This is a genomic window from Rhodopseudomonas infernalis (assembly GCF_022271405.1).
Lineage (GTDB): Bacteria > Pseudomonadota > Alphaproteobacteria > Rhizobiales > Xanthobacteraceae > Rhodopseudomonas > Rhodopseudomonas infernalis.
On sequence record NZ_JAJNAL010000068.1, the window covers coordinates 1 to 17,289 of the forward strand.

Here is a 17,289-nt window from a genome sequence, read left to right on the forward strand (position 1 = left end):
TTTCTAAAAGACACCGGGCGCCCCCTCCCCCGCCGCGCATCTGACGATGCGCGACGACCTCTCCCCGCGCGCGGGGAGAGGTGACATCCGTGCACGCCGCGCGGGCGATCGGATCATTTCTCCTCCGGCCAATACAGCCGCATCGGGTTGTCGACCAGTAGTTTACGTTGAAGTTCCGGCGTGGTGGCGATGTGGGGGATGAAATCGACAAGCAGGCCGTCGTCCGGCATGTGGTCCTTCAGGTTCGGGTGCGGCCAGTCGGTGCCCCACAGCACGCGGTCCGGGAAGGTCTCGACGATGCGGCGGGCGAACGGGATTACATCACGATACGGGTTCGGCTCGCCGTTCAGCGCCGGCGGGCCGGACACAGACAGCCGCTCCGGGCAACTGACCTTCGACCAGACATTGGAATGCTCGCGCATGAATTTGACGAACAGCTCGAATTCCGGGCCGTCGACCGGCTTGGTGACATCCGGCCGGCCCATATGGTCGACCACCACGGTGGTCGGCAGCGCGGTGAAGAAGTCCCACAATTCCGGCAAGTCGACCGCCTCGAAATAGATCACGACGTGCCAGCCGAGCTTGTTGATGCGCTCGGCGATTTCGACCAGCTCGTCCTTCGGGGTGAAGTCGACCAGCCGCTTGACGAAGTTGAAGCGCACGCCGCGGACGCCGGCCTCGTGCATCGCCTGCAGATCGGCATCGGTGACGCTGCGGCGAACCGTCGCGACGCCGCGCGCCTTGCCGGCGGAGTTCACCAGCGCGTCGACCATGGCGCGGTTGTCGGCGCCATGGCAGGTCGCCTGGACGACGACGTTGCGGGCGAAGCCGAGATAATCGCGCAGCGCATACAGCTGCTGCTTCGACGCATCGCACGGCGTGTACTTGCGCTCCGGCGCGAACGGAAACTCGTCGCCCGGCCCAAACACATGGCAATGCGCATCGACGGACCCCGCCGGCACCTTGAAGCGCGGCTTCGAGGGGCCTTGGTACCAGTCAAGCCAGCCGGGAGTTTTTTCGAAGGTCATTCAGCTACTCTTTGTCGTTCGTGACTCAGATCAGTCCGCGGTCTGCTCCCCTCCCCCTTGCGGGGAGGGGTCGGGGGTGGGGGGCCCCAGGCACTGCGACTCGTGGACCCCCACCCCGGCCTCCGCTTCGCTCGGCCGACCCTCCTCGCAAGGGGGAGGGGTGCTAACCAGCGCTGCGGCAACTAACTCTTCGTCTCGTCCTTCGCTTTCGCCAGAATCCGGTCAGCTTCGGTCCGCCAATCCGAACTCCGCGCAAAGCCTTTGTCGCCCCGCGTCCCGAACAGTCCCTCGTCCGCCAGATCCGCCACCCAGGCTTGCCGCTCCGCCGTGCCTTGTGCCGACCATGGCGTCAGCCCGATGTCCCGCACCGTCTCGGCGACTTCGCGGACTTCTTCGGCGCGGCGGCGGCCGTGTTCGATGACGCGCTGGAAGAAGTACGCGCCCTGCTTCTCCCAATCGATGCCCGGAAACGTCTCCTGCAGCGAGGCGATCACCGCATCCTCGACGCCATAGGCGCGAGCGGTGGTGAAGCTCTCGATCACCATTGCCTCGAGGCCCTTGATCATGATGCTGCGGCACATCTTGGTGGCCGAGGCGACGCCGAGCTGGTCGCTCGCCGGCTTGGCGGCGAAGCCGAGCGCACCCAACAGCGGCGCCAGCTCGGCCGCGTGCGGTCCGCCGAGCAGCAGCGGCACCTTGATCCGATAGGGCGGCACCGAGGTCATCACCGCACCCTCGACATAGCGGCCCTGTTCGCCGTCGATCAGCGCGGCAGCGCGCTGCTTGGCTCCGGGCGAGGCCGAGTTGAAGTCGAGAAACCAGGTGCCCTGATTGAGCGCGGCCGCACAGGCTTCGGCCACCGCGACGGTCTGGCTCGCCGTCACCGCCGAGATCAGAAAGTCGCTACGCGCCGCCAGATTGGCGTGCGACGAGGTCAGCGTCACGCCGTGACGGCTGGCATGCTCGCGCAGCGGGCCGCCGCGGTCGTCGTTCAGCTTGACGTCATAGGCCGCGACCTTGACGCCCTGGGCGCGCAGATCCTCGGCGAGAATCTTGCCGACCTCGCCGTAGCCGACGATCCCGACCAGCCACTGTTTCGGATCGCTGCTCATCAATCGATGTACTTCAGTCCGGCTTTTTCCAGCGGCTCGCGCATCTTGTACATGTCGAGGCCGAGCACGCCCGAGGCAAGCTTGGCGCGCTTGTCGGCCTCGTTGGCCTCGCGCGCTTCGGCTGCGTCCGCCGCCATCTGCGCCACCGCGGCCGGCACGATCACCACGCCGTCGTCATCGGCGATCACCACGTCGCCGGGCGTGATATGGGCGCCGGCGGCCACCACCGGAATGTTGACCGAGCCGAGCGTCGCTTTCACGGTGCCCTTGGCGTGGATCGCCTTGGACCACACCGGAAACTTCATCTCGGTGAGATCGCGGATGTCGCGCACGCCGGCGTCGATGATCAGGCCGAGCGCGCCGCGGGCGCGAAAACTGGTGGCGAGCAGATCGCCGAAGAAGCCGTCGGTCGAATCCGCCGTGCAGGCCGCGACCACGACATCGCCGGGCTGAAGCTGCTCGGCGACCACATGCATCATCCAGTTGTCGCCCGGCTGCAGCAGCACGGTGGCGGCGGTGCCGCAGATATGCGCGCCCGGATAGATCGGCCGCATGTAGGAATGCATCAGGCCGACGCGGCCCATCGCCTCGTGCACGGTGGCGACGCCGAAGCGCGACAGCTTCTCGACCGCCGCCTTGTCGGCGCGGGTGATGTTGCGCTTGACGATGCCGAGATCGTTCATCCGCACGGTCATGTTACTTGCCCCTTACTTTCCCTTGGCCTTCAGCGCCGCATCGAGCCGCGGATAGACGCGGCGGGCGTTGCCTTCGTAGATCTGCTGCTTCTCGGCGGGCGTCAGAATGGTCGACGCCTCGATGTAGCGCTTGGTGTCGTCGTAATAGAACCCGGTCTGCGGATCGATGCCGCGCACCGCGCCGATCATCTCCGAGGCGAACAGCACATTGTCGACCGGGATCACGGTGTTCAAGAGGTCGATGCCGGGCTGGTGATACACGCAGGTGTCGAAGAAGATGTTGTTGAGAACGTGGTCCTCGAGCAGCGGCTTCTTCATCTCCTGCGCCAGGCCGCGGAAGCGGCCCCAGTGGTACGGCACCGCGCCGCCGCCATGCGGGATGACGAATTTCAGCGTCGGGAAATCCTTGAACAGATCGCCCGCGACGCACTGCATGAAGGCGGTGGTGTCGGCGTTGAGATAATGCGCGCCGGTGGTGTGGAAACAGGCGTTGCAGCTGGTCGAGACGTGGATCATCGCCGGGATATCGAGTTCGACCATCTTCTCGTAGATCGGGTACCACTGCCGGTCGGTCAGCGGCGGCGAGGTCCAGTGCCCGCCCGACGGATCGGGATTGAGGTTGATGGCGACGAAGCCGTACTCCTTGACGCACTTCTCGAGCTCGGGAATGCAGGTCGCAGGGTCCACGCCCGGCGACTGCGGCAGCATCGCGGCGCCGATGAAATTGTCGGGGAACAGCTCGGCGACGCGGGCGCACAGCTCGTTGCAGATCGCCGCCCAGGTCGACGACACGTTGAAGTCGCCAATGTGGTGCGCCATGAACGAGGCGCGCGGCGAGAACACCGTGAGGTCGCTGCCGCGCTCCTGCATCTTCTTGAGCTGGTTCTCGATGATCGAGGCGCGCAGCTCGTCGTCGCTGATCTTCAGCTCGGACACTTTCGGCATCGCGGACGGATCCTTGATGCCGGCGATCTGCCGATTGCGCCAATCCTCCAGCGCCTTCGGCGCGGTGGTGTAGTGGCCGTGAATGTCGATGATCATCGGGTGTCCTCGAAACGTCTGTTGCCGTCATTGCCGGGCTTGACCCGGCAATCCATCCTCTTGAGACGATGGATACGCGGGTCAAGCCCGCGTATGACGTCTGTGGTTTGTCGCGTCGCTCGCGCTAACAGCGCGGGCTTTGATGTGTCGTCCTCTATGGCCTCAGTGCCTCAACCCGCCCGCCGCAGCGCCGCGTCGGCTTGTTTGCCGCTCCACACCGCCGCCGGCACCATGGCGTCGCCGCGCATCAAGAGGCGGGCGGTGCGCAGCAGTGCGGCGCGGGTGACGTTCTGCGGATTGGCCGGATCGACTTCGATCTCGACCGAGAATTCGCCGGTCGGATGCTCGACCGAGATCTGCTTCACATTGCCGTCGGGCACCTGCGCGATGCCCTCGGTGACGCTGCCGTTCAGCACGCAGGCGGTCCCAACCGTGACGGCGGCGAGCACGCCGATCGCGTCGTGGCAGACATGCGGGATGAAGCTGCGCGTCGTGATGCTGCCGCCGGCGCGCGGTGCGGCGATCAGCGTCATCTTCGGATAGTTCTTCTTGGTGACGTCGCCGAGCTGCATCGCATGGCCGCAGGCGATCCGCAGCTTTTCGAGCCGCGCCTTCAGTTCGGTATCGGCATTGAGCGTCGCGACATCCTCGTAGCCGGTGCGGCCGACCGCTTCAGCTCGAAACATCACCAGCGGCATGCCGTTGTCGATGCAGGTGACTTCGACGCCGTCGATGACGTCGCGGACATTGCCGGTCGGCAACAGCGATGGCGCGACCGAGCCCGCGGTGTCGAGGAAGTTGATCTTGATCGGCGCCGAGGTGCCCGGTGCGCCGTCGATCCGCGCGTCGCCGTCGTAGGAGACGTGGCCGCCCGGGGTCTGTACCGTGATGTCGCACTGCATGTCGGTGTTGAGCGTCAGCACGCGCAGCGTCGTGGTGTCGCCCTGCGGCTGCACGAGTCCTGTTTCGAGCGCGAACGGCACCACGGCGGCCAGCATGTTGCCGCAGTTCGGCGTGGTGTCGACCGTGTCCTTGTCGGGCTGAAGCTGCGCGAACAGGAAGTCGAGATCGACGCCGGGCTTGGAGCCCTTCGACACGATGCCGACCTTGCTGGTGAGCGGATGCGCGCCGCCGAGGCCATCGATCTGGCGACGGTCGGGCGAGCCCATCACGGCCAGCAGCACCTTGTCGCGCGTCGCGATGTCCTGCGGCAGATCGGCAGCGTTGAAGAACGGGCCACGCGAAGTGCCGCCACGCATGAACAGGCAGGGGATCGCGGTTTGCATCCGTTTCCTTCCCGGGATTGTTCTTTGTATCTTGGCTCCGGCGGCCCGCAGGCGCCACCGTGCCGTATCTATAACAGCTATCGGCTTAAGGCATGGCGACAGCATGCCGCCATGCCGAACCGGCAGATGAGCGATGCGTCAGCCCGGCAGGCCGCGCACCAGTTCGGTCAGCAGCCGCATGGTGTGTTGCGCCAGCGGCGTCGGCCGCTTGGTGGCGGAGACCGCCAGGCATAGCGCGCTGGTTGCTTCGGGCGACGCCAGCCGGCGCAGGCTGAGTTCGGCGCCGCGCGGCGAGGCGGCGACGCCGCTCGCGGTCAGCACCGCGTGGCCGTAGCCGCCGCACACCAGCTCGATGATCGACGGCACGCTGGAGACTTCCCACGCGATGTCGAGCTTGACGCCGGCGAGTGCCGCCTGGGTCTCGAGCAGCCGGCGCATCGCATGGACGCGCTCCGGCACGATCAGCGGGTAGTTGGCCAGTTCCTTGAACGGCAGCGGCGGCGACGGGCGGCCGCGCTGGGCCGGCGGGACGTAGCTGACGAGGCCGAGCGGCTCCTGCAGCAGCGGGGTAATCTCGATGCCGGACTGCGCGTCCGGATTGTACACCAGCCCGACATCGGCGCGGCCGGTGGTGACCCATTCGACGATGTGGCTCGACAGCCCCTCGACGATCGCCAGCCGCGCAGCCGGCAGTTCGCGCTTGAAGCGGTCGATCAGCGGTAGGGTCAGTTGCCGGCCGATCGACGGCGGCAGCCCGATGGTGACGCGGCCGACCGGTGCGCCGCGGCTGGCGCCGAGATCCTCGCGGGCATGCGCCACCATCTGCATGATACCGACGCTGTGGTCGAACAGCCGCCGGCCGGCCTCGGTCAGCGCGACGCCGCGTCCGTTGCGCAGGAACAGCTGCTGATTGAGCTCGGTCTCCAGCCCGCGGACCTGCCGGCTCAGCGCCGGCTGCGCGATGTCCAGCATCATCGCCGCCTTGCTGAACGAGCCGAGCTCGGCGACCCGCATGAAGTATTCGAGTTGCTTCAGATTCATCGCAGCGCCTTGGCCGGTCGCGCCGTCACTGTTTCTCAATCCCGGAGGCGTCGATCACGGCTTTCCATTTGTCGATGTCCGACTTCAGCCGCGCCGCGAGCTGGTCCGGCGTCGAGGCGCGCGCGTCGACGCCGAGCTCGAGCAGCTGCTTCTTCAGCGCCGGATCGGCGAGGATCTCCTGCAGCGCACCGTTCAGCGTGCTGATCACCGCCGGCGGCGTGCCGGTCGGCGCGAACAGCGCGTTCCAGGATTCGATGCTGACCTCCAGCCCGCTTTCGCGCAGCGTCGGAATGTCGGGGGTGATCTTCGAACGCAGCGGTCCGGAGGCGGCCAGCGCCCGGATCTTTTTGTCCACGAGGTTTCCCTTCAGCGCCGAATAGCTGTCGATCGCCAGGTCGACATTGCCCTGCAGCAGCGACACCAGCACCTCCGGCGTGCCCCGGTGCGGGATGGTGACGAAATCGATCCCGGCCGCGGTCCTGAACATGCCGGCCGCGAGGTTCTGGGTGCTGCCGAGATTGATGGTGCCGACATTGTACCGGCCGGGGCTCTGCTTGGCCGCCTTGATGAAGTCTTCCATCGTCTTGAACGGCGCGTCGGCGCGGACCACGAACAGGAAGTCGAACACGCCGAGGCTGGAGACCGGCGTGAAATCCTTGACCGGATCGAACGGCAGCTTCTTGAACAGCGATACGCTGATCGCCGTGCCGTTGGACAGCAGCGCCAGCGTCGAGCCGTCCGGCTGCGCCGAGATCACCGTGCGGGCCGCCGCGATGCCGCCTGCACCGGGCTGGTTCTCGATGTAGAAGCGACTGCCGAGCTTGGTGCCGAGCTTCTCGGCGACCAGCCGCGCCGTGACGTCGGCGACGCCGCCGGCCGCGAACGGCACGACGATGCGCACCGGTCGCGACGGATACAGGCTCTGCGCCCTGGCGCGGCGCAGCGGCTGCAGCGCGGTCGGCAGGGCGGCGGATGCCGTCAGGGCGGCGAGGCGGAGGATGCGGCGTCGGCTGATCATGGGCATCCTCCGACGATAGTCCAAAGCGGCCCGATTTCACAACGACTGCAGGCAATTGACCGAGGTCGGCGAACGCATGGCGCGCCGCCGCAGCGGCGGCCGTTCGGCGGCGCCCGATTGACGCTGTGGCTGGCGCAGTGCAGACCCTGATGCGATTCATTGTCCAATGTCAGAGCTGTGGAGTCTCGAATGTCGCAGCCGCCGCTGTTTCGCCCGTTCACCCTGCGGGGCGTCACCGCCAAGAACCGCATCCTGATCTCGCCGATGTGCCAGTACTCGGCGGTCGACGGCATGGCCAGCGACTGGCACCTCGTCCACCTCGGCAAATTCGCGCAGGGCGGCGCCGGCATCGTGATGGCCGAAGCGACGGCCGTGACCGCCAACGGCCGGATTACCCATGGCGATATCGGGCTGTGGCACGACGGCCAGATCAAGCCGCTGGAGCGGATCGCCACGTTCCTGCGCGACAATGGCGCGGTGCCGGCGATCCAGCTCGCCCATGCGGGCCGCAAGGCCAGCATGCAGCGACCGTGGTACGGCAACGCGGCGCTGACCGAGGACGACCGCGCCCGCGGTGACCAGCCGTGGCCGATCGTCGCGCCGAGCCCGGTGCCGATGGAAGACGGCTGGCTGACGCCGCAGGAGCTGTCCGAGGATGAACTCGAGCACCTGCTGGACGCCTGGCGCGCCGCCACACTGCGCGCGGTCGAAGCCGGCTTCGAGATGCTCGAAGTGCACTGCGCGCACGGCTATCTGCTGCACTCGTTCCTGTCGCCGCTGTCCAACATGCGGACCGACCAATATGGCGGGGACCGCGCCGGCCGGATGCGGTTTCCGCTGCAGGTGATCGAGACGGTGCGGGCGGCCTGGCCGGATACGCTGCCGCTGTCGGTGCGGGTCTCGTCGGTCGATGGCGTCGAGGGCGGCATCGAGCTGGCGGATTCGGTTGTGTTCGCGCGCGAGGCCAAGGCGCGCGGCGCCGACATCATCGACTGTTCGTCGGGCGGATTGCTGGGTTCGGCGACGGCGGCGCGGATTCCGCGCGGCTATGGCTTCCAGGTGCCGTTCGCCGAGACCATCCGCAGGGAGGCCGACGTGCCGACCATCGCGGTGGGGCTGATTCTGCATCCGGATCAGGCCGAGAAGGTCGTGGAGCAGGGGCAGGCCGATCTGGTCGGCATCGGCCGCGAGGCGCTGTTCGATCCGAACTGGCCGCTGCACGCCCAGCTCGAACTCACCGAAGCCGACGAGCAGGTGTTCGCCGCCTGGCCCAAGCAATACGGTTGGTGGCTTGAACGCCGCGAACCCGGCCTGCGCAAGCTCGACGGCTGGAAACTGCCGTACCGGCGGGGATGAGGCGGAGGCCGGATACGCTTTCGCCGTAGGATGGGTTGAGCTCTTGCGAAACCCATCAATCCCGTCATCGGCGAAAGAGATGGGTTTCGCTTGCGCTCAACCCATCCTACGCGGTCGCCGCGTATCGATTACCAGCCGCAGCTGTTGCAGCGCTGGCGAACCGGCGCGTAATAGCTGTAGCCGGGCGACACCATCTCGACGCGCTCGCGGGTGGCGTATTGCGGCGGGACGCGTTCGTATTCGACGCCGCCGGGCGCCACCATCACGGTTTTCGGCACCATCACGGTGCGATATTGCGGTGGGGTGCGGTGCGCGACGACGCGACCCGGCGCCACCATCACGGTTTCCTGCACCGACTGATATTGCGGCGGCACGTATTGCTGCTGATAGCAGGTCTGGCACGGCGGCGGCGTGTAGCAGCCGTAACAGGCGGAGGCGGCGGTCGGCGCCGCAATGGCGCCGGCGGCGGAAACGATCATCGCGATGGCATAGCGTGTCATGGGGGCGTCCCTGTGCGCGTGAGTAACTCGGACGCGATCATTGAATTCGCCGCTCCGGCTCGTCAACGACAGAGCAAAATCAACCTTTACGGAGATCATTAACGGCCGCTTGCGCCGCGCCGCGATGTCGGCGCGACGCTGTTGGCGAGTTGTTAGTGATCAGCCCGCGCGGACCGTCCTCAGGAAGCGTGCGACCTCGTCCTTCAGCCGGGTACTGTCGTGCGACAGCGAATGCGCCGCCGTCAGCACCTGCGCGGAGGCCGAGCCGGTTTCGCCGGCGCCGCGCTGCACCTCGACGATGTTGACCGAGACCTGGTGGGCGCCTTCTGCGGCGTGGTGAACGTTGCAGGAAATCTCCTGCGTGGCGGCGCCCTGTTCCTCCACTGCCGACGCAATCGTCGCGGCGATGTCCGACATCCGCGCGATCGTGGTGCCGATGCCGCGGATCGACGTCACCGACTGGTCGGTGGCGCCCTGAATACTGCCGACCTGCTGGCTGATCTGCTCGGTCGCCTTGGCGGTCTGTTCGGCCAGTGCCTTGACCTCGCTCGCCACCACGGCGAAGCCGCGCCCGGCATCGCCGGCGCGCGCCGCCTCGATGGTCGCGTTCAGCGCCAGCAGGTTGGTCTGGCTCGCGATGGTGTTGATCAGCTCGACCACATCGCCGATCCGCGCCGCGGCTTCGGACAGATGGCTGACCCGTTCGTTGGTTTCCTGCGCCTGCGACACCGCCTCGGCGGCGATGCGCGCCGATTCCTGCACCTGGCGGCTGATCTCGTTGACCGACGAACTCATCTCCTCGGCCGCCGACGCCACCGACTGCACGTTGGTCGAAGCCTCTTCGGACGCTGAGGCGACCAGCGTGGTGAACTGCTGCGCGTGCTGCGCGGTGTCGGTCAGCGTCGTCGCCGACGCTTCGAGTTCGGTCGAGGCCGACGACACCGTCTCGACGATTTCGCCGACCGCTTGCTCGAACTGATCGGCCAGGCGGTGCATGTCGCGCTTGCGTTGCTCCGCGGCGAGTCGGTCCTGTTCGGCCTTGGCTTCTGCCTCGGCCTGGGCCTTCCGCTGCGCCAGAACCTTGAACGACTCCACCGCCTGCGCCATGTCGCCGATCTCGTCGGTGCGGTCGAGGCCGGGCAGCACGACATCGAAATTGCCGGCGCCGAGTTCTTTCAATCCGCCGGTCAGCCCCCGCAGCGGCCTGGCCACCGAGCGGCCGATCAGCAGGCCGAGCACGCCGACCGCGAGGATGATCAGCAGGATCGCGATCTCCATCCGCAGCGTCGTGGTCTGGCGCGCCAGGGCGGCAGCCGCCTGCGCTCGTTCCTCGGCCTCGCGGATGGCCGCTCCAACGCGGTTGAAGACCGGCTCGACCGCGCGGAAGCTCTTGACCATCGCGGCCTCGGCCTCTGCGATGACTTGAGCATCGCCGACCCAGCCGGCAAAGTCGCGTTGATAGGCGACGAGCTTGGCGGCGAGGGCCGCCTTGGTGGCGGCAGGCAGATCCGATGCGGCAAGCTCGGCCGAGAACTGGGCGGCGCGCTTCTTCATGTCCTCGACGTATTTGGCGTTGCGGCGGAGCATGAAATCCTTCTCATGCCGGCGCATCATCAGAAGCGTTGCGGTCAGCCTCGGTTCGTCGAGGTTGCCGAGCGCGGCCTCGATCTCGCGGACCGAAGTGCGCAGCCCATTCTCCAGTCCGAGATTTTCGGTCAGACCGAGCCTGACCTGGGCGGCGGCCAGCCGGCCGAAATGCTCATCGTACTCCTGATAACCGGCTTGGATCGTTTTCAGGTCGGCGGCGAGGTTTTGCTGCCCGGTGCTGTCGCTCTGCCGGATCATGTCGGTGAGCTGGGCTTTGATCGATGTCCCGATCTCCTGGTACTGCGAGACGTATTTGTCCTCCTTGCGGATGATGAAATTCTTCTCGGCCCGGCGCTGCTCCAGCATGGCGATCTGCAGCCGCAAATTGCTGGACCCGAGCATCCGGCTGCGCTCGTCCTGCGTGAGAGCTGCCTGCTCGGTGGCGTTTCCAATCATGTACAGCACCCCGAGCGCCAGAACGCCGAGGATGCCGACGGCGGCGATGGAGTTGATTTTGAAGGCGAGGCGAAGGCGGAGCATGGATGTTCCTGCGCTGACGGGTTCATTCGACGGCAATGCGGTGGACCGCTCGCCCCGCGCGAGCGCGTCGTCTCCCGATCGAGATCGGAAGGGGGCGATCGACGGTTCGGTCGATCCGAAATGATGTCGGTCCGTCGGCGACGGGCCATAATGATTGCTCGCTCGACGCGAGATTGGGGGATTTGTACTAACCCCAAATTAAATCCTGGAACGTGCGGAACGCACTGGTAGTCATCCGAAGTAAGCGTGCGTCTCGCAACCTCTGCAATTGCGCCCGATTACTTCAGGATCGCTGGGTGTGCGGTGTTAGGCCACCGCTTTTGCGGCCGCGCGTCCGGCGCTCCGGCCGGAGAACAGGCAGCCGCCCAGGAAGGTGCCTTCCAGCGAGCGATAGCCGTGCATGCCGCCGCCGCCGAAGCCCGCGGCTTCGCCGACCGCGTAGAGGCCGGGAATGATCGCCCCACTGGTGCCGAACACGCGGCCGTCGAGGTCGGTCTCGAAGCCGCCCAGCGTCTTGCGGGTGAGGATGTTGAGCCGCACCGCGATCAGCGGGCCATGCGCCGGATCGAGGATCTTGTGCGGCTTGGCGGTGCGGATCAGCTTGTCGCCGATGTAGCGGCGCGCATTGTGGATGTTCATCACCTGCGCGTCCTTGACGAACGGATTGTCGATCTCGCGGTCGCGGGCTTCGATCTGCGACTGCAGTTCGTCGAGCTTCAGTAGATTGTCGCCGCTGAGCGCGTTCATCGCGCTGACCAGATCGGACAGTTTGTCGCGCACGACGAAATCGGCGCCCTTGGCCTTGAAGGCTTCGACCGGCGCCGGCGCGCCCTTGTTGGTGGCGCGGCGCGCGGTCATCAGCCAGCTCTTGCCGGTCAGGTCGGGATTCTGCTCCGAGCCCGACAGTGCGAATTCCTTCTTGATGATCGCCTGCGTCAGCACGAACCAGGAGTAATCGTACCCGGTCGCCATGATGGCGTGGAGCTGGCCGAGCGTGTCGGAGCCGGGGAACAGCGGCGCCGGCAGCCGCTTGCCGGTGGCATCGAACCACATCGACGACGGCCCGGGCAGAATGCGGATGCCGTGGCGCGGCCAGATCGGCGCGAAGTTCTTCAGGCCCTCGACATAGTGCCACATCCGGTCGCGGTTGATCAGCCGCGCGCCGGCCGCCTCGGTGATGCCGAGCATGCGGCCGTCGACATGTTCGGGCACGCCGGAGATCATCCGCCGCGGCGGTGTGCCGAGACGCGGCGGCCAGTTCTGCCGCACGAGCTCGTGGTTCCCGCCGATGCCGCCCGAGGCGACGATCACCGCCTGCGCCCGCAGGCTGAAGTCGTCCACCGCGGTGCGCGAACTGCTGACGCCGCGCTCGACCGAGGTCGGCTCGAGCACCGCGCCGCTGACGCCTTCGATCACGCCGTTGGTCACCGTCAACGCATCGACGCGGTGGCGGAACTTGAAGATCAGCCGGCCGGCCGCCTGCGCCGCATAGGCGCGGCGGACGAACGGTTCGATCAGGCCCGGGCCGGTGCCCCAGGTGATGTGAAAGCGCGGCACCGAATTGCCGTGGCTCATCGCGTCATAGCCGCCGCGCTCGGCCCAGCCCACCACCGGGAAAAGTCGGTGGCCCATCGCACGCAGCCAACTGCGTTTCTCGCCGGCTGCGAACGCCAGATAAGCATCGGCCCAGCGCCGCGGCCATTGATCCTCGTCGCGGTCGAAGCCGGCGGCGCCGAGCCAATCCTGCCGCGCGAGGTCGTAACTGTCGCGAATGCCGAGCCGTCGCTGCTCCGGCGAATCGATCAGAAACAATCCGCCAAATGACCAGAACGCCTGGCCGCCGCAGTTCTGTTCGCCCTCCTGATCGAGCACGATGACCTTGCGACCGGCGTCGGCGATTTCGGTGGCGGCGACCAGGCCGGCGAGACCGGCGCCGACCACGATGACATCGGCATCTGTTGGCATGAGCGTTCCTTGTTGAGGAACCGATTGAAGCGTGCACGGCAAGACACGGTCAATCGCTTTCAGCGCTGCGCATGTTTCAGTTTGGGACCGCGCGCGCGGCGAGGTGCATCCCGACTGCAACACTCGATTTGATTTTAATTGGAGCCGGCGTTGCGATCTGGACAAAAACCCGATCCGAAATCACGCTGACGATGTCTTGAATCAGCGACCCTGCATCACCGGGCTGATCGGACATTGGAAGCGAACTAATCGGGGCGGGCCATGAGATTGCTGACGGGGTTGATTGCGGCGGTGCTCCTGGTCGCGGGCGTCGGGTCGAGCCACGCGGTGGTCCGGATCGCCGACGACCGCGGCGGCCGGATCGGAACCTACGTCGACAAGTATCAGAGCCTGCGCACCTCGGGCGAGACCGTGGTGATCGACGGCCTGTGCGCCTCCGCCTGCACCATCGTGCTGGGTGCCGTACCGCACGACAAGATCTGCGTCACCTCGCGCGCCAATCTCGGCTTCCACGCCGCCTGGGACATGGGCCAGAACGGCCGGGCGATCACTAATCCCGAAGCCACCCACATGCTCTACACGATGTATCCGGCTGAAATCCGCCGCTGGATCTCGCGGCGCGGCGGCCTGACGCGGCAGATGATCTTCCTGCGCGGCAAGCAGCTGATGTCGATGTATCGGCCGTGCTACATGGACGCCCGCGCCTCGGCCGATCGCTGAGGGCCGGCTCTTCGAAGCGCTCAGCATGACGTGATCCGCCGCGGCGGTGTGGCGCTTGCCCGCCGCGACGCCGCGCTCTATGGGTGCGGCATTCGCGGCCGCGCGCCGCGTGCCCTGCCGGGCGCGAACGTCTCGCTTCGTCGACCGGTTTTCGACGCGAGGACCCTGCCATGGCCGCTGAAGCCCGATCGACCCGCCCGCTCGTCATCATCGCGGCTTTCGCCGGCAGCCTGGTGGTCGGTCTGGTCGTGGTGTTGTGGCTGCTCGGCGGCCTGAACAAGGTCGCGACGCCGTCGTCGATCGGCGGTCCGTTCCAGCTCACCGATCAGAACGGCCAGACCGTCACCGAGCAGAGCCTGAAGGGAAAGCCGACGCTGATCTTCTTCGGCTTCACCCATTGCCCTGACGTTTGCCCGACGTCGCTGTTCGAGATCTCCCAGGTGCTGCAGGCGCTCGGCAAGGATGCCGACCGCGTCAACGCCTATTTCATCTCGGTCGATCCGGAGCGCGACACGCCGGCGGCCATGAAGAATTATCTGTCGAGCTTCGATCCGCATCTGAAGGGCCTGACGGGCACGCGGGAAGCCACTGACAAGATCGAGAAGTCCTACCGGGTCTACGCCAAGAAGGTCGAGACCAAGGACGGCGACTACACGATGGACCACACCGCGCTGATCTATCTGATGGACAAGGCCGGCAACTTCGTTTCGCCGTTCAATCTCAAGCGGAAGCCCGACGAGGCCGCCGCGGACTTGAAGCGTTATCTGTAGCCGCGCGGGCACCCGGCGCCTCGGCGCGGCGTGCGACCCCATGGGTGGTCTTCTCCCAGCGATGCGGTGACCACACGAACTGCCAGACGGCGCGCCATGCCGCGACCGACAGGCAGAGCCAGTACAGCGGCGTCAGCAGCAGCACCGGCATGAGAGCCAGTTGCCGGCGCCGTGCCAAGCCCTGCCAACCGAGCACGATGGTGGAGGTGTAGCCGGCGACCACGGCCGCATAATGCAGCAGGCCGGGCGGTCCGGGCTGCATCGCGACCGGCAGCGGCGCGAAATGACCGACCACCATCAGGGCGCCGATCACGAGCAGCACCGGATAGGCCAGCGCGGTGACGACGTTGCCGGCAACCAGCAGGTTCAGCGTGGCGACGCCGCGCCCGCCGATTTCGCCCCACAGCCGCAGCGGATGCCGCATATGCACTACCCAGGTCTGGATGAAGCCTTTCATCCAGCGGGTCCGCTGAGGCAACCAGTTGCGCAGCGTGACTGGAGCTTCTTCGAAGGTCGTCGACGTAAAAGCGTGCGAGCGATATCCGAACCGGGCAAGGCGAAAGCCGAGATCGGCGTCCTCGGTGACGTTGAAAGGGTCCCAGCCGCCGATGTCGCGCAGCACCGCGACACGGAAATGATTGGAGCTGCCGCCGAGCGGCAGCGGCGTGCGCAGCGCCGAGAGGCCGCGCAGCACCAGATCGAATTGCCCGGCATATTCCGCCGCGAACGAGCGCGACAGCCAGCTGTGCGTCAGATTGTCGATGCTGAGGCTGGCCTGGACGCAGCCGGTGGCCGGGCCGTGCTGCGCGAAGGCATCGAGCGCGGCGCGCAGTTGGCCGGGCTCGGGCCGGTCCTCGGCATCGAACACCGCCAGGAAATCGCCGTGCGCGAAGGCGAGCGCGTAGTTCAGCGCCTTCGGCTTGGTCTGCGGTCCGAACGGCGGAGCGACCAGCACGCGCAGATGCGGCCGCGGCTTCAACCGCGCCAATGCGGCGCGGGTAGCGAGATCGCCCGGCTCCAACACCAGGATGATATCGAGTTTCTCGCGCGGATAGTCGAGCGCCTCGAGCGCTGCGACCAGGTCGGCGACCGTCCCGGCTTCGCGGTATAGCGCGGCGATCAGCGTATAGACCGGCAGCGTCTCGTCGAGCCGGCGTAGCCGGCGACGGACTGGGCGGACCGGCCAGAGGCCGGCCACCAACCGCAGCGCCGCAAAGCCGATAAACCACAGCGCCAGCAGCGTGCTGGTCGCCGCCGGTGCGAGCAGCGGCAGGCTGACCAATGCGCCGATCACGACGGCGCAGCGCACCAGGCGCTGCCGCCACAGCATCGCTCCGTCGCCGGTGCTTGCCGACATTGCCGGCCGGCGCCGCAACAGATCGAACGCAGCCGTCCGTCCGAGGGCGACGCGGCCCTGCTGCTCCAGAAATCGTTGCAGCGCCGCCGCGGAGGTCAGCTGCAGCGCAGCCCCGGGCCATCTGGCGCGGCGCTGGCACAGCGCCCGCGCCGATAACCGCAGCGTCGGCGCCACCACGTAGCTCAGCGCGCCGTGCTGCCGCAGCGGAATCACGCCGGCCGCGGCCGCGGCCGCAATCTGGCGGTCGGAGAGCGGGCAGTCGGTGCGGGGGATGCGTGCGAGATCGATCAGCGGGATGTCGAGATGGCCGGCGAGCCGAGCCAGATACGCGTCCTCATCGATCGCGCCCCACTGAATCAGGACCCGCTCGGCGCTGATGCCGAGATCTTCCGCCCGGCGCGCCGCCGCGCCGAGCAGCTCCGGCGCCAGCACACCGCGCAGGCAGGCCAGCTCGGGCGCCGCATGTTCGTCGCCGCGTCCGTGCTGAGAGTCCTCACGGCCAGCGGGCCCGGGGTGAGGCGCGGGCGCCCAGTAACGCAGGAAACGCGGCGGCTCGATCCAGCGAGCCGCACGAGGATCGTCATCAGCACGGCCGCAGTCGACCATGGTACGCTCTTACGCAAACAGGACGCGCGGCACGAAAGGAAGGTGGTCGATCGACGACAGCGCCATCAGGCAACCACGGATCGTGGTGCGCCACAATTCAGGGTCTGCCCGGACGGCTGTCGGCGCTACGCCGGTCGCCACAACATGTTCAGCACCGGGCGGCCGGAGCTGTTGGCTTCTTCGCCCGTCACGGCGAAGCCATGGCGGCGGTAGAACTTAATAGCCCGGTAGTTGTCGGCGTTGACCTTCAGGGTGACCTCGCGCGGTGAACGCAGTTTGACGTCGTCCACCAACGCCTCGGCGACGCCCCAGCCCCAATGCTCGGGCTCGACCACGAGCTGATCGAGATAGCCGGTCTTGTCGATCGTCACGAAGCCGATCATGCCGCCGCTGGTTTCGGCGATGATGATGTCTGCGTTCGGGACGAGCTCGTTACGCCAGCGCTCGCGCCACCAGTCGACGCGCTTGTCGAAGTCGATCGCCGGATACGCCAGCCGCCACGTGCGCAGCCACAGGCCGATCGCGGCGTTTTCGTCGTCCTTGCGATAGGGGCGGAGCGTGAAGGCGGTCATGGCGGCTGCTCTATTCCTCACCGCCGTCATTACGGGGCGGGGGGGGGGGGGGGGCGCGCGCCCCCGGGATCTGACCCGCGCACTGCAACAGATTA

The 17,289-nt window shown here is 67.0% G+C and carries 15 protein-coding genes; 3 read left to right on the forward strand and 12 right to left on the reverse strand.

Going from position 1 to position 17,289, the window contains the following annotated elements; genetic code table 11:
- Positions 1–113: 113 nt before the first annotated feature.
- The 7 genes from LPW26_RS24565 to LPW26_RS24595 form a co-directional block, all read right to left on the reverse strand.
- A complete protein-coding gene (locus tag LPW26_RS24565) occupies positions 114–1,028 on the reverse strand; it encodes an amidohydrolase family protein (protein ID WP_238738386.1) in 915 nt (304 codons plus the stop codon).
- A gap of 182 nt (positions 1,029–1,210) precedes the next feature.
- A complete protein-coding gene (locus tag LPW26_RS24570) occupies positions 1,211–2,140 on the reverse strand; it encodes a DUF1932 domain-containing protein (RefSeq protein WP_238738387.1) in 930 nt (309 codons plus the stop codon).
- Positions 2,140–2,835 (reverse strand): 4-carboxy-4-hydroxy-2-oxoadipate aldolase/oxaloacetate decarboxylase, encoded by a 696-nt coding sequence (gene ligK, locus LPW26_RS24575; protein WP_238738388.1) that lies wholly within the window; start codon positions 2,833–2,835, stop codon positions 2,140–2,142. The genes LPW26_RS24570 and ligK overlap by 1 nt, the downstream gene beginning before the upstream one ends.
- 12 nt (positions 2,836–2,847) lie before the next feature.
- Positions 2,848–3,876: an amidohydrolase family protein gene (locus tag LPW26_RS24580; RefSeq protein ID WP_238738389.1), complete on the reverse strand. Its 1,029-nt coding sequence runs from the start codon at positions 3,874–3,876 to the stop codon at positions 2,848–2,850.
- Between the two features lie 170 nt (positions 3,877–4,046).
- Complete coding sequence (locus LPW26_RS24585) at positions 4,047–5,162, reverse strand: 4-oxalomesaconate tautomerase (RefSeq protein WP_238738390.1); 1,116 nt, start codon at positions 5,160–5,162, stop codon at positions 4,047–4,049.
- A gap of 138 nt (positions 5,163–5,300) precedes the next feature.
- A complete protein-coding gene (locus tag LPW26_RS24590; RefSeq protein WP_238738391.1) occupies positions 5,301–6,203 on the reverse strand; it encodes a LysR substrate-binding domain-containing protein in 903 nt (300 codons plus the stop codon).
- Positions 6,204–6,228: 25 nt separating this feature from the next.
- Complete coding sequence (locus LPW26_RS24595; RefSeq protein ID WP_406678245.1) at positions 6,229–7,227, reverse strand: Bug family tripartite tricarboxylate transporter substrate binding protein; 999 nt, start codon at positions 7,225–7,227, stop codon at positions 6,229–6,231.
- Positions 7,228–7,410: 183 nt separating this feature from the next.
- On the opposite strand from LPW26_RS24595, the gene LPW26_RS24600 reads away from it, so the two are divergent.
- A complete protein-coding gene (locus LPW26_RS24600; RefSeq protein WP_238738393.1) occupies positions 7,411–8,577 on the forward strand; it encodes an NADH:flavin oxidoreductase/NADH oxidase in 1,167 nt (388 codons plus the stop codon).
- Between the two features lie 128 nt (positions 8,578–8,705).
- Here LPW26_RS24600 and LPW26_RS24605 read toward each other — a convergent pair whose 3' ends face one another.
- The 3 genes from LPW26_RS24605 to LPW26_RS24615 form a co-directional block, all read right to left on the reverse strand.
- Entirely contained in the window at positions 8,706–9,077 is a 372-nt protein-coding gene (locus LPW26_RS24605; protein ID WP_238738394.1) for a hypothetical protein, read from the reverse strand.
- Between the two features lie 159 nt (positions 9,078–9,236).
- Positions 9,237–11,204 (reverse strand): methyl-accepting chemotaxis protein, encoded by a 1,968-nt coding sequence (locus LPW26_RS24610; RefSeq protein ID WP_238738395.1) that lies wholly within the window; start codon positions 11,202–11,204, stop codon positions 9,237–9,239.
- Between the two features lie 306 nt (positions 11,205–11,510).
- Positions 11,511–13,169 (reverse strand): FAD-binding dehydrogenase, encoded by a 1,659-nt coding sequence (locus LPW26_RS24615; protein WP_238738396.1) that lies wholly within the window; start codon positions 13,167–13,169, stop codon positions 11,511–11,513.
- Positions 13,170–13,430: 261 nt separating this feature from the next.
- On the opposite strand from LPW26_RS24615, the gene LPW26_RS24620 reads away from it, so the two are divergent.
- Both LPW26_RS24620 and LPW26_RS24625 read left to right on the forward strand, forming a co-directional pair.
- Positions 13,431–13,889, forward strand: a complete 459-nt coding sequence (locus LPW26_RS24620) for a hypothetical protein (RefSeq protein WP_238738397.1) — start codon at positions 13,431–13,433, stop codon at positions 13,887–13,889.
- Between the two features lie 170 nt (positions 13,890–14,059).
- The gene (locus tag LPW26_RS24625; RefSeq protein ID WP_238738398.1) at positions 14,060–14,659 is read left to right on the forward strand and encodes an SCO family protein; all 600 of its coding nucleotides are present in this window, start codon (positions 14,060–14,062) and stop codon (positions 14,657–14,659) included.
- Here LPW26_RS24625 and LPW26_RS24630 read toward each other — a convergent pair.
- Together LPW26_RS24630 and LPW26_RS24635 are read right to left on the reverse strand one after the other, a co-directional pair.
- A complete protein-coding gene (locus LPW26_RS24630; protein WP_238738399.1) occupies positions 14,610–16,622 on the reverse strand; it encodes a glycosyltransferase in 2,013 nt (670 codons plus the stop codon). The genes LPW26_RS24625 and LPW26_RS24630 overlap by 50 nt on opposite strands.
- Before the next feature lie 125 nt (positions 16,623–16,747).
- On the reverse strand, positions 16,748–17,194 hold the full coding sequence (locus tag LPW26_RS24635; RefSeq protein WP_238738400.1) for a GNAT family N-acetyltransferase: 447 nt from the start codon (positions 17,192–17,194) through the stop codon (positions 16,748–16,750).
- Positions 17,195–17,289 lie beyond the last annotated feature (95 nt).